This is a genomic window from Campylobacter sp. IFREMER_LSEM_CL1097, assembly GCF_025772225.1.
In the GTDB taxonomy this organism is placed as follows: Bacteria; Campylobacterota; Campylobacteria; order Campylobacterales; family Campylobacteraceae; genus Campylobacter_D; species Campylobacter_D lari_D.
The window spans coordinates 1-13,318 of the sequence record NZ_JAKMRT010000017.1 but is presented as its reverse complement, the minus strand read 5'-3'; the positions used below and the strand labels follow the sequence as shown (position 1 = coordinate 13,318).

The following is a 13,318-nucleotide window of genomic DNA, read 5'->3' as shown; positions in this document are numbered from 1 at the left end:
TTTATTTTTCATTACATAGACTTAAAATATATGAGCTTAATTTCTCCTCACTAAATCCAAAATGCTCAAATACATCTTTATCTTTACCACTCTCACCAAAACTTTCTATACCATAAAGCTCATCACAAATTCTATAAAGCTCGTTTGAATTTGCAGCTTCCACGCCTACAACCTTACCTTGTAAAATTCTTTCTTTATAAGATTTTTCTTGAGCAATGAATAACTCATAACAAGGCATAGAAACCACATTAGCAATCACACCTTTTTCTTTTAAAATCTTAGCTGTTTTTACACATAATGACACTTCACTACCACTTGCTAAAAGTGTAAATTGTGCATTTGCGTTTTCTTCTAACAAATAAGCCCCATTTTCAACATCTCCAAAAACAGGCTCGCTTAAAGCACTTAACTTTTGACGCGATAAAACAAAAACACTTGGCATATTAGTTTTAAGTGCAATCTGCCATGCTTTTACATTTTCAACCCCATCAGCTACTCTAAATGTCAATGAATTTGGCATAGCTCTAAAAGTGCTAAGCTGCTCTATAGGTTGGTGTGTTGGGCCATCTTCACCTACACCTATACTATCGTGAGTAAAGATGAAAAAGTGTTTAGCCCTCATCAAAGCTGCTATTCTTGCAGCAGGTTTTAAATACTCACTAAATATAAAAAAGGTAGCACAATAAGGCAAAAACAAACCATATCTTGCAAAAGCATTTGATATAGCAGCCATTGCATGCTCTCTTATACCATAGTGGATATTTTTTCCATTTGGAAAATCGCCCATATCTTTGAGTTCAGTTTTATTTGATGGACCTAAATCTGCACTACCACCTAAAAATCCCGGTAAGGCTTTAGCAATAGCATTTAAAATCACACCATTGCTATCTCTAGTAGCTAAATCTTGTCCTTTAAAATCAGGAAATTGTATTTTTGAAAAATCAGGCTCTAAAAGCTCTTTTAGCAATGCTTGCTTCTCTGCATTTAAATTTTGTACTTTTTGATTCCATTTAGCTTGTGCTAAATCCCCAAGTTCTATTGCCCCACTAAAGCGAATTTTAACTTCTTCTGGGATTTCAAAAGTTTTTTGTGGATCAAAACCTAAAGCCTCTTTTGCCTTTTTTATAAGCTCTTCGCCCAAAGGTGCTCCGTGAGAATGATGACTTCCCTCAAGATCTAAAGCTCCTTTAGCTATGGTAGTATGAGCGATAATTAAACAAGGCTTTTTGCTTTCTTTAGCAGTTTTTAATGCTAAATCAATTTGCTCAAAATCATGCCCATCTATCTCAAGTACTTCAAAATTTTGTGCTCTAAAACGCTCTTTTACATTTTCATTAAAAGCAATGGCCACATCACCTTCAATTGAAATATTATTGCTATCATAAATGATGATTAAATTATCAAGATTATGCACACCTGCTAAAGAACAAGCCTCATAAGAAATTCCTTCTTGTAAATCTCCATCACCGCATAAACAATATACTTTATGATTGATAATATCCTCACCCAAAAGCAAACTTGCTTTTTTAGCTGCCATAGCAAAACCAACCGCATTTGCAATGCCTTGTCCTAAAGGTCCTGTGGCGATTTCAACACCTGGAGTGAAAATTTCAGGATGACCTGGGGTTTTAGAGTGTAATTGACGGAAATTTTTTAAATCTTCTAAACTTACATCATAACCGCTCAAATGTAAAAAGCTATAAAGCAAAGCACTAGCATGACCACCTGAAAAGACTAATCTATCGCGGTTTAACCATGTAGGATCTTTTGGATTATGCACTAAATGAGTACTTAAAACACTTATAATATCTGCTAAACCCATTGGAGCACCTGGGTGGCCTGAATTTGCTTTTTGCACCATATCCGCACATAAAAATCTTATAGTGTTGGCTTGTTTTTGTAACATTGTTTAACCTTTTAAATATTTATCAATCAAAATTTGAAGCTCATTAGTAAGCTTAGAGTCTAAATTTTTCATTTTTTCTTCACATAAAGCAATTTTATCATCTTTTGCCTTTTTAGCACCTTCTAAACCTAAAAGTTTAACAAAAGAATTTTTATGCAAATCATTATGAGTTGGCTTTCCTGCTTCTTGAGTATCTAAAGTTGCATCGATAATGTCATCTTTGATTTGAAAAACTAATCCTATCAAAAGCCCTATTTCATAAATTTGCTCGCATTCTTTTTCATCTAACTCACAAATTTCACAACCCATTTTTAAAGCCGCTGCAATCAATCTTGCAGTTTTATGAATGTGCAAAAACTCAACTTGCTCTAAATTTAAAGGCATATCTTCAAAATAACAATCAATAGCTTGCCCGATAATCATACCGCCAAGCCCTGCATTAAAAGCTAAAGTTTCTATGAGTTTTAATCTAACATTTTCTTTTAAATCAAGCTTAGAAAGAAGTAAAAAAGCTTGGGTATTTAAAGCATCGCCCACTAAAATAGCCGTAGCTTCATCATATTTTTTGTGTAAAGTTTGCTTTCCTCTACGCAAAGAAGCATCATCCATAGCGGGTAAATCATCATGTATTAAAGAGTAAGTGTGGATAAATTCCAAAGCCAAAGCTGCATTTAAAGCCTTTTCAAACAAAGCAGGATTTTTAGCATTAACTATACCCAAAAGCAGTTGGGCTCTAAAATGCTTCCCACCAGCTTCTAACATCCATTTTAATGCTTCATTAAAAAATGGATGAAAACTTTGAGTTTTAGGAAAATTTTGCTCTAAATGCTGTTTGAATTTTTCTAAAATCACTTATTTAGCCTTATAAAAAAGTCAAAGTATCCTTTATTAAAATGCTCAAAGTCATTATTTTTCGCTGAAGGGATATTGCTTGCTTGTCTTGAGACTAGAATATCAAAAGTATTAGCTTGAGCTAAAACAGCTTGAAGTTCATTAAAATTGTTGATTTTTTGATTATTAATTCTTAAAATTTTATCCCCTTTTAAAAATCCAGCCATTTGTGCTTTAGAATTTGGAGTAACTTCTGTAATATTCATTTTCATATCTACGCGCAATCCTAGATTGCTATAAAAAGAACTTGGCTTAGCTTGAACCACTTTTTTAGGCTTAGCAAATGCACCCAAGTCTTTATCAAAAACCATAGTGGAGATATTAACATCTTTATTATCTCTTAATACATTAAAGTATAAAGTTGCACCGCGATCAGCAAATAAAATTTTTTCATTTAGTTTTCTTAAATCATCATAAGCTTGTCCATCAACACTCACAAGCTCATCATTAAGTAAAAATTGTCCATTTTTACGCACATTTTTAACATAAATTTTGCCATCACGCATATCAAAATCCACACCTATATCACCCCAATAAGCATCAGGATATTTTGCAAAGTGTTTTAAATAACGATTGCCTATAAGTTTGCCATCTTCTAAACTTATACCAAGCATTTTACAACACGGCGAGTTAAGCTCTCCGATTTTAGAAGCAAAGTCAAGTTGATCACGCTCTGTCAAACTTTGCCCAAAATACTTCAAATGTCCTATATAGCTTTTATTGCTATCTAAAATTCCCACCCAACTATTGCGTGTTAAATCTTCTTCATTTCCCATAGGTGCAGGAATTAAACTAAAATCTGTTTTTACTAAATACAAATTTAAAAAGGGGTCATATTTAGTATAGCTGTTTAATTTCGCGTTTTTAGTTTTAACTACTGCTAAAGTATTTTCATTTAAAGCAAAGGCAGGTAAGCCCTCATAAATCAACATACTAGCTTTATTTTTTTCATAACAACCCAAAAAATCATTAAAAGTCGGTCTTGGCACAGCAAAAAGTGTGCAAACTACACCCAAAATACAAAGTAAAATTCTCATAGCATTCCCATTCCGCTAAATAAATTACTAGCCATTGATTTTTTATTTTGTTCTACCATTTTCATCACATCATTAATCGCTGCTATTAGTAAAATTTGCATAGACTCTTTATCTTCTAACAAAGAATCATCAATGTTTATATCGATGATTTCACCTTTTCCATTAGCACTAACTTTTACTAAACCACCACCACTTTTTGCACTAAATTCTTTTTTTAAAGCTTCTTGCTCTAATTCATTTGCTTTTTCTTGAGCCTTAGTTAAAAGCTCGCCCATTTTAGAAAAATCCATATTTTCAAACATTTATTTTCCTTCTTTTAATATCTCTAATACTACTTCTTTATCATTAAAAGGATATTTTACACCCTTGATTTCTTGATAAGTCTCATCGCCCTTACCCAAAATCACTACAAAATCATCTTTTGTTTTAAGCTCTAATGCTTTTTTGATTGCTTCTTTTCTATCACATTCTATAAAAACACTCTCATCTTTTTCTATACCATTTAAAATATCATTAATTATATCCATTGGCTCTTCTGAACGCGGATTATCACTTGTGATGATGAGTTTTTTAGCATAGTGTTTGGCAACTTTAGCCATTAACGGACGCTTAGTTTTATCTCTATCTCCCCCTGCTCCAAAAACCACAATTAAATCACGATATTTTAAAGTATCTAAAACTTTTTCTATACCATCGGGCGTATGAGCAAAATCTACAATCACATCTTTTGCAACCACTTGCATTCTACCCTCAATGCCACCAAAATTACTAATGGCCTTTTCAAGCTCTTTTAAATTTGGCTTAACAAGTTCATTTACACAAGCACTTGCAGCCAAAAGATTATAAAGATTAAAAAGCCCCACCAAAGAAGAATCAATCATAAAAGTTTCTTTATCAAAATTTACCACAGCTTCTATGCCATTTTTTAAAGCATAAGCTTTAATGTGGTAATAACTTGGATTTTCCACTCCATAAGTAAAAGCACCTTTGACATTAAAATTTATAGCTTTTGCATCTTTGTTGATAAATTTCATACACTCATCGGTAAAAAAACTTTCTTTTGCCGCTTGGTAGTTTTGAAAATCCCCATGAAAATCTAAATGATCTTGAGTGATATTAGTAAAAATTTTAGCCTTAAACTCAAGCCCTTCAATGCGATTTTGCACCAAAGCATGCGAGCTTACTTCCATAATCAAAAATTCACATTTTTCCTTACTTGCTAAAGATAAAAGCTCTAAGGTTTGTAAAATAGGAGTAGTAGTTAAGCCTTTTGGAGTGATATTTTTATCATTTATAAAACTACCCCTAGTTCCCATTAAGGCACATTTATAACCTAAATCAAGCAAGATAGAGTAAATAGCCCCAGCAGTAGTTGTCTTGCCATTTGTGCCTGTAATGCCTATGATTTTAATACTTTCATCTATATTTAAAAGCTTCTTGCATTCGCCAATGCCAATAACTTTTGCTTGTTTTTCTAAAGCTTGATGAAGAAATTTTTCATTTTGAGTAGTTTTTAAGAAAAAACAATCTTTTTCGCATTCATTAGAATTATCACAAATGAAAGTATTTTCAATCTTTACTATCATAATTTAATTCCTTGATTTTCTCACTAAGCTTAATAAATCTATAATTAGAATAAAAATGCACTGAAACATCTTCCATATAAGCTACGAGCATATCTTTATAACCATGTTCTAAAAGCTTTTCTAAAAAATCCACAAAATCTTCTTTATCGTTAATAATAAGTTTATTAGATATTATAACATTTTCTAAGGCTTGTTTAAACCCAACTTTTGCTTCGCTAAGTAAAAAATCTTGATAACTCAAGCCCTCAAAATCTTCGCTATCTTCTTCAAACTGCACACTTTGGCTAAGATTAATGAGTTTTTCTAAGTCTTTATCTACTTTAGTATTTTTATAATTTTGCATAAAAAATTCAAAAAAAACAAAAGCTTCTTCAGGGCTTTTTAAAGCCAAATCACAAATATTAATAAAAGTTAAAAGTCTCTTATTTTTACGCTTTTCATAAGCAAGAGAAAAATACATCTTAGCATTTTTAAAATCTTTTTTGTAAAAACATTCTATGGCTATTTTTTTATAATTTTGCAAATTCGCTTTCCCCACCTGCTAAATTTACTATAGTAATATCTGGATGTATATCAATTTTAAGTTGTTTTTCCAAGCCATATTTCAAAGTCGTCCCACTAGCTGGGCAGCCATGACAAGCTCCAGTTAGTTTCACATAAACTACACCATTTTTCACACCCAAAAAATCAAGCCCTCCGCCATCATTTTCTAAAATATGCATAGTTTTAGCTAGACTGGCTTTTACAGGTTCGATTAATTCCTCATCACTAAAAGGCATATTCATAATTTTTCCTTGATTATTTTTAGTTTAATTTTATCTTATTTGCCTTTAAAAAATGTAAATTATTGTTTATTTTAGACTTTTTGCTATACAATGGTAAAAAGACTTTAGGAAATTTTATGCAAAAACACACCCAAATAAAAGGTTTTGAAAAACTCAAACTCATTATCATACTAGGCTTTTTATCTGCCATAGCACCACTTTCAACTGATATGTATTTACCTGCTTTAAATGAAGTAGAAAAAAGCTTCCAAACAAATTCTTTTTACACTCAACTTTCTCTTGCAAGTTTTTTCATCGCCTTTTCTTTAGGTCAGCTTTTATATGGACCATTAAGTGATGTATATGGCAGAAAAAAACCTTTATACATAGGACTTTTTATTTTTATTTCTTCAAGTATTGCTTGTGTTTTAGTTGATTCCATTCATGCTTTTATAGCTTTGCGTTTTTTTGAAGCTTTAGGAGGTTGCGTGGGTGTAGTCGTAGCAAGAGCTATAGTAAATGATGTTTTTGAGCTTAAAGAAGCAGCAGGAGTTTATGCTTTAATGATGGTTTTTACTTCTTTAGCACCTATGCTTTCTCCTACTTTTGGTGGAATTTTACTTGAATTTTTTTCTTGGCGTAGTATATTTTTAACATTGTTTATCTTAGGCTTTATTTTATTTTTACTTGTTATTTTTGTTCTAAAAGAAAGCAATCACAACACCAAAGGAAAAAAATTCAATCACAAAGAGGTTACAAAAAGTTACAAAAAAGTTTTAAAAGATCGCCGTTTTGTAGTATATTTGCTTTGTGGAAATTTAATATTTGCAGGTTTTTTTGCTTATTTAACCGGCTCATCTTTTGTTTTTACACGCGTTTTTGGATTAAGCGAGCAACAATACGCAGCCCTTTTTGGAGCTCATGCTCTAAGCTTTGTTATATGTGCAAATATCAATGCAAGATTAGTCCTTAGATTTTCTCCTTATTATATACTCCCTAGAGCGCTTATGGTAATTACTTTTTTAACTTTTTTACTCATCTTGGGTGCAACTTTTGAGCTAGGTTTTTGGGCTTTTGAAATTCCTTTGTGTTTTATCATAGCAAGTTTGGGTTTTATCCTGCCAAATACCACAACCTTAGCCATGGCAAGATCAAAACAAAATGCAGGCAGTGCTTCAGCACTCTTAGGTGCAGCACAATTTGCCATGGCGGGAGTAATGGCATTTTTAGTAAGTCTTTTAAATGCTAATACACCTATATTTTTATCACTTATTTTAGGAACTTGCACATTTTTATCTTTGATTTCTTATCTAAGTTTGATTAATAAAAGAAAGTTAAATAAAATCAAAAAGAAGTTAAGCGTGATTTCTCACGCTTAATTAAGCAATATTTTTGAAAAGATTCACTAACTATATCGAACCTTTTTCAAAAAACTTTATATTTATTTTCAAAACACTTATAAACAATTTATGTTAAAATTTCTCATCAATCAATAAAATAAAGGCTTTATTAATGAAAAAAATAGCTACTATTTTTGCAGGAGCCGAAGGATGTGGAAAAACTACCTTATATTATAATGAACTTGAAAAAAACAAAGACTTTGGACTTAGAATCAACATCGATGAAATCGTAAGTAGCTTTGGTGATTGGAAAAATCGAGAAGATCAATTTAGAGCTTCAAGGATAGCCATTAAAATGCGTGAAAACTATATCAAAAAAGCTTATGATTTTAACCAAGAAACCACACTTTGTGGCACTAGCATTTTATCTTTATTCAAAAAGCTACAAAAAAATTCTTACACTATAAATCTTTACTACATCGGACTAGACTCTCCAAACACAGCAAAACAAAGAGTTAAAATTCGCGTAGCTAAAGGCGGGCATGATATAAAAGAAGAACTTATAGAAAAAAGATACTACGAGTCTTTACAAAATTTTAACACCGTTGCCAAATTCTGTAATCGCATTACTATTTTTGACAATACTCAAAATTATAAAAAACTCTTAGAATTTAAAAACAACAGGCTAGAAGTATTTGAAACTACCAAATGGCTAGAACCATTAATGATAAATTTTAAAAATTCAAGTTTATAAATTTTTATTTTAACTTGTCGATATGCAAATCATGCTACTCACTCCTTAAGGCAAGAAAGAAGTGAGTTAGCAATAGATTGAAGGCTTCAAGGCTATCAAGTATTACAAGGCTACCTCGATAACCTTGTAAAGCTTGATCCCAAGGTTTTTAAAACCTTGGGTTAAGATTATTGTTTTAATTGAAGCAAAGTATTTAAAAGCTGATCACTTGTGGTAATCGTTTTTGAGTTTGCTTGATAACCCCTTTGGATTACGATAAGCTCTGTTAATGCACGACTTAAATCCACATTCGACATTTCTATGGCTGAGCCTTTTAAGCCCCCTCTACCGCCTTCGCCCGCATGACCTATGGTAGCTGTTCCTGAGTTTGCTGTCGCTTTATAAAGGTTATTACCCATTTCTTCAAGACCCATATTATTTGGGAAAGTAGCTAAAGCAACCTTAGCTAGAGCTAGAGTTTTACCATTTGTAAATTCTCCATAGATATAACCATTCTCATCAGTTCTTAATGCATCTGGCTTTAGATTACCCCCTGTGTAACCATCTGTTTCTTGTTTAGTAGTAGATGAGTCTTTATCATAGCTTGTTAAACCATCAAAACCACCTGTTGTTCCAAAGTCAAGTTTTATAACTTGATCAGGTTTTGAGCCGTTATTTCCGGTGAAATTTAATACATTTGGTGTATAGCTTTGAAGTGAGCCATCATTACCAAATCTTAAATTTCCTACTACTATATTTCCAGGAGCTCCATCACCACTAAAATTAATCTCTGCAGGTTCAGGCACTGAAATGATGATAGACCATTCAGCCCCACCATCTGCTGTTTTAGTTTGTTTGGTAAATTGCACGGTTAGCTCATGTCTAGTTCCTAATGAGTCAAAGATTTCTATACTAGCAGTATGAGCTGATAAATACATGTCTTGAGAGTATTTTTCATTATTGCCTGCGTTGAAATTTCCATCTAAGGCACTAAACATAGCTGTGAATTTATCGTTAGTAGCGATTTTATTTACCTCATCTGAAAAACCTGTAACTTTAAAAGTCATGTCTTTTGATTGGCCTTCAACCTTAGGATTTGTTATTTTAAATCTACCATCACTTTCTACTACTACCTCCACTGCAGCATTAGCATCAGCTGTCCCAGGGGCTCCTACCGGATTACCTGCAGCAGTACCCCAATTTTCTAATGTTCCATCTCCATCATAATCCACACCCCATCTTGCATCTCTTTGCAAAAGCTCTCTTAAATCTTCAGTAGTATGAAAAACCCTTTTACTGTTCATATCAGGCATATTATTACCATTTTCGGTATTAGGATTAGGGCCTATATCTACACTATTTTTACTATAAATATACTCATGAGCAGTTACAACATTTACATTTAATTTTCCTCGTCCATCAGGATTTCCATTTTCAGTCCCAAGCCAAACATTTTCACCTGTACCAGTAGCCACTAAAAGCGGACCACCATTTCCATTAGCCACATTTCCAGTAGTATTTTCCCTAGTAGTTACTTGAACACCTGCTGTAGTGGCTGCATTTACTTGTATATTTAAATTTTTAGACTTTGCTGTCGTTCCCGTGCTATTATCATTAGTAAAAGTAATCTTACCATTTACAATAGAAGCTACTACACCAGTTTCTGATGTTTTAGCATTAATAGCATTGATAAAAGTATCTTTACCTACGCCTGTAGCTTGAATTCTTGTTCCATTAATAGTTATATCTAAAGTAGCAGGATGTTGAGTTCCATCGGTATCTGTAAAACCCCAAAAGGTATATCGTGTATTTCCTGCCATTTGTCCTTGATCTATAGGTAAATCTTGAGCTAAATTTACATTGGAAGTATGTTTAGCATCTGCATAACTCACCCATATACCTTGCCCATCTCTTAGGTTTAAGCCCTCACCTTGAGCGTTAAACACCACACCCATATCTACACCTTTTTCGGTTACTTGGGCTCCACTTTTTGAAGTAGTATAAAATTCAGTATGTCCTGTATCATTTTCATCTATAGGTGTTCCTGTATCAGCTCTAACTCCATGTTGTGAATCAAGAGCATAGATAGGACGCTTAGCAGAAGCATTCATACCTAAAGTATTACCACTATCTAAATTTGCTGTAAGGCTCACTGAAGTACTTGCTCTAGCAGGCATACTCATACCAGGTGGGATAACTATATCTTGCACTGAAGTTGAAGAGTCAATTTGACCCGTTTCTTGATTATAATTCCAGCCTTGAACCGTGTAACCGTTATTATCTACGAAATTTCCTACTGCGTCTGTTTTAAAGTCCCCTGCACGGGTGAAAAACTGCGTAGTGCCACCATCATTTGAAACGATGAAAAATCCATCACCATTGATAGCCATATCGGTGTTTTTATCTGTAGTTTGGATATTACCTTGAGAGTGAATTCTAGTAGTAGAATTTACACCTGCACCAAGTCCAACTTGCATAGGGTTTTTACCACCTAGGTTGCCATCTGGAGCTGTAGCTATCTTAGAAGTTTGACTCATAAGCGTTGAGAAATCCGCACGAGAATATTTAAAACCAAATGTATTAACATTGGCTATGTTATTACCTTCTACATCCATTGCGTATTGGTGTGCTTGGAGTCCTGAAACCCCAGCCCAAAGAGATCTCATCATAATTAAATCCTTTAAAAAATATTGCTTTGTGATTACTTCACAATCTACTATTGCTTAGCCAAGATAAAGCAATAAGTGTTCCAAAAATACAAATAAAATGTTATTCAATTGAATACATATATTGTAAAAGTAATTTAGTAAAATAATGGAAAATAAAGCTTTTAGTCAAAAAATTAATGTCTACAATTTTCATAACAAATTGTTATAAAAATGCATGCTATGTCTTTAAAGTGTAAAGTTTTTTTAAAATTACTCGATATAGTTAGTGAATCTTTTCAAAAATATTGCTTAATTAAGCGTGAGAAATCACGCTTAACTTTTATTTCTTTCTTTTAATTTAGCAATCACATCATTTAAACTCAAATCCGCATCAGCTAATAACACTTCTAAATGATAAAGTAAATCAGCAGCTTCATTTATCAACTCATCTTTATCTTTAATAGTAGCAGCCAAAGCGGTTTCAACGCCTTCTTCACCTACTTTTTGTGCTATGCGTTTAGTGCCTTTTGAAAAAAGTTCAGCCGTGTAAGAAGAGCTTGCACAAGTGTTTTTGCGTGAGTTGATAAGTCTTTCAAGACGCGATAAAAATACAAAATCAGCTTTTTTAGAAAGCGTTTCAAAACAAGAAGTATCGCCTGTATGACAAGTAGCGCCTTGAGCTTTTACAAGGATTAAAATACAATCTCTATCGCAATCAAGTCCCATATCTATGATATGCAAGAAATTCCCACTTTGCTCACCTTTCATCCACAAACGCTCTTTAGTGCGTGAGTAAAATACAACCTTTTGGTGCTTAAAACTCTCTCTTAGAGCTTGTTCATTCATAAAACCTTGCATTAAAACTTCACAAGAATGATAATCTTGGATTATCACAGGGATAAGGTTATTTACCTTTTGCCAATTTATACTTTTTATAAATTCTTCTTCATTTATACCCATAGTTTTTCCTTTTAAATACGAATTTGTATACCTTGATCTTTTAAAAATAGTTTTAATTCTTTAATATCTATAAGTTTTTTATGAAACACTGAAGCTGCTAAAGCTCCATCAACACCAAGTTTAAAAGCGTCCAAAAAATGCTCTTTAGCTCCTGCACCACCGCTTGCCACTAAAGGCACAGGACAAATTTTTCTAACTTTAGCAAGTTGATCAAGATCATATCCTTTTCTCATGCCATCTTGATTCATCATATTTAGCACGATTTCGCCAGCTCCTAGCTCGCATACTTGCTTTACCCACTCTAGTGTTTTTTTACCACTATGATGAGATTTGCTCTCATCTCCGGTGTATTTATAGACTAAAAGCTCGTTGTTTTCATCTTTAAAAGTATCTATACCTACGACTACACATTGAACTCCAAAGCTTTTTGCAAGGCGTGAGATTAAATCAGGATCATTTAAAGCAGGGGAATTAATAGAAATTTTATCAGCACCATTTGCTAAAAGTTCTTTTGCGTCATCTTCACTTTTTATACCCCCTGCGACGCAAAATGGTATAGAGATATTTTGTGCTACCTTGCTTACCCAAGCTCTATTGATACGCTCATTCTTGGCTGAAGCTGTAATATCATAAAATACAAGCTCATCAATGCCATTTTGTGAGTAAAATTTAGCAAGTTCTATAACATCTCCCATATCTTCATGATTTTTAAACTGCACCCCTTTAACTACTCTACCATCTTTTACATCTAAACATGCAATTATGCGTTTTGTAAGCATTCTTGAGCCTCCTTTATGCTAAATTCTTTATCAAGCAAGGCTTTACCTACGATGATACCACTTACTATGCCATTTAACTTTTTAAAATCTTCTAAGCTCGCCACACCTCCACTTGCTTGGGTTTGCAAATGTGGGAATTTCTTATGCAAAGCTTTGTATAAAGTGATGTTTGCTCCACTCATCGTGCCATCTTTAGAAATATCTGTGCATAAGATATGTTTTACATCTTTATAAAAATTTAAAAGCTCAAACAAACTCTCATCGCTTGTTTTACTCCATGCATCAACAGCCACAAAAAACTCATCTTTAACGCAAATACTATCAAGCGCTAAGACTATACTTTCTACACCAAATTCACTCAAAAGCTCTTGTGTAAGGGGCTTATTTTTAACCGCTAAAGAGCCTATAACTACGCGTTTAACACCGCTATCAAACAAAGCTTTAACTTCATCTTTAGTGCGAATTCCTCCACCTACTTGAAGATTTACTCTAATCTTAGAAGCTAGGTTTTCTATGAGTTTTAGTTGTCTTTTACTAGGATCTTTTGCACCGCTTAAATCCACCAAATGAAGCCAAGCAATGCCTTGAGCCTCATACTCTTGAAATTTAACTAAAGGATCGAAGCTGTATTCTTGCTTTTTAGCATAATCTCCTTTATAAAGCCTTACTACTTT

The 13,318-nt window shown here is 33.1% G+C and carries 13 protein-coding genes; 2 read left to right on the top strand and 11 right to left on the bottom strand.

Annotated elements, in window-relative coordinates; genetic code table 11:
* Window position 1: 1 nt before the first annotated feature.
* Genes tkt through L8W64_RS07245 form a run of 7 tightly spaced genes read right to left on the bottom strand, consistent with a single transcriptional unit; the run spans window position 2 to window position 6,199 of the window.
* Complete coding sequence (gene tkt / locus L8W64_RS07275; protein ID WP_263673314.1) at window positions 2-1,906, bottom strand: transketolase; 1,905 nt, start codon at window positions 1,904-1,906, stop codon at window positions 2-4.
* 3 nt (window positions 1,907-1,909) lie between these two features.
* Window positions 1,910-2,755: a polyprenyl synthetase family protein gene (locus tag L8W64_RS07270; protein ID WP_263673328.1), complete on the bottom strand. Its 846-nt coding sequence runs from the start codon at window positions 2,753-2,755 to the stop codon at window positions 1,910-1,912.
* Window positions 2,755-3,834, bottom strand: a complete 1,080-nt coding sequence (locus L8W64_RS07265) for a PDZ domain-containing protein (RefSeq protein ID WP_220567026.1) — start codon at window positions 3,832-3,834, stop codon at window positions 2,755-2,757. Before L8W64_RS07265 ends, L8W64_RS07270 begins: the two co-directional genes overlap by 1 nt.
* Window positions 3,831-4,136, bottom strand: a complete 306-nt coding sequence (locus tag L8W64_RS07260) for a YbaB/EbfC family nucleoid-associated protein (RefSeq protein WP_039667857.1) — start codon at window positions 4,134-4,136, stop codon at window positions 3,831-3,833. The genes L8W64_RS07265 and L8W64_RS07260 overlap by 4 nt, the downstream gene beginning before the upstream one ends.
* A complete protein-coding gene (locus L8W64_RS07255; RefSeq protein WP_263673312.1) occupies window positions 4,137-5,420 on the bottom strand; it encodes a UDP-N-acetylmuramoyl-L-alanyl-D-glutamate--2,6-diaminopimelate ligase in 1,284 nt (427 codons plus the stop codon).
* A complete protein-coding gene (locus L8W64_RS07250; RefSeq protein ID WP_263659160.1) occupies window positions 5,404-5,943 on the bottom strand; it encodes a histidine kinase in 540 nt (179 codons plus the stop codon). Before L8W64_RS07250 ends, L8W64_RS07255 begins: the two co-directional genes overlap by 17 nt.
* The gene (locus L8W64_RS07245; protein WP_039619526.1) at window positions 5,930-6,199 is read right to left on the bottom strand and encodes an iron-sulfur cluster biogenesis protein NfuA; all 270 of its coding nucleotides are present in this window, start codon (window positions 6,197-6,199) and stop codon (window positions 5,930-5,932) included. Before L8W64_RS07245 ends, L8W64_RS07250 begins: the two co-directional genes overlap by 14 nt.
* A 122-nt stretch (window positions 6,200-6,321) precedes the next feature.
* Between L8W64_RS07245 and L8W64_RS07240 the strand changes: the two genes are divergently transcribed.
* Together L8W64_RS07240 and L8W64_RS07235 are read left to right on the top strand one after the other, a co-directional pair.
* Entirely contained in the window at window positions 6,322-7,563 is a 1,242-nt protein-coding gene (locus L8W64_RS07240) for a multidrug effflux MFS transporter (protein WP_220567024.1), read from the top strand.
* Window positions 7,564-7,696: 133 nt separating this feature from the next.
* Entirely contained in the window at window positions 7,697-8,278 is a 582-nt protein-coding gene (locus tag L8W64_RS07235) for a zeta toxin family protein (protein ID WP_263673310.1), read from the top strand.
* Window positions 8,279-8,445: 167 nt separating this feature from the next.
* On the opposite strand, the gene flgE is transcribed toward L8W64_RS07235, so the two are convergent.
* The 4 genes from flgE to L8W64_RS07215 form a co-directional block, all read right to left on the bottom strand.
* Window positions 8,446-10,926 carry a flagellar hook protein FlgE gene (gene flgE / locus L8W64_RS07230; RefSeq protein ID WP_263673308.1) on the bottom strand — a complete coding sequence of 827 codons (2,481 nt, stop codon included), beginning with the start codon at window positions 10,924-10,926 and terminating at the stop codon, window positions 8,446-8,448.
* Window positions 10,927-11,238: 312 nt separating this feature from the next.
* Entirely contained in the window at window positions 11,239-11,865 is a 627-nt protein-coding gene (hisIE, locus tag L8W64_RS07225) for a bifunctional phosphoribosyl-AMP cyclohydrolase/phosphoribosyl-ATP diphosphatase HisIE (RefSeq protein WP_133319155.1), read from the bottom strand.
* An 11-nt stretch (window positions 11,866-11,876) separates the two neighbouring features.
* Window positions 11,877-12,644, bottom strand: coding sequence for an imidazole glycerol phosphate synthase subunit HisF (gene hisF, locus L8W64_RS07220; protein ID WP_263662681.1), 768 nt, complete (start codon window positions 12,642-12,644; stop codon window positions 11,877-11,879).
* On the bottom strand, window positions 12,626-13,318 hold a 693-nt coding region (locus L8W64_RS07215; RefSeq protein WP_263673306.1), incomplete at its 5' end, for a 1-(5-phosphoribosyl)-5-[(5-phosphoribosylamino)methylideneamino] imidazole-4-carboxamide isomerase. The genes L8W64_RS07215 and hisF, both read right to left, overlap by 19 nt.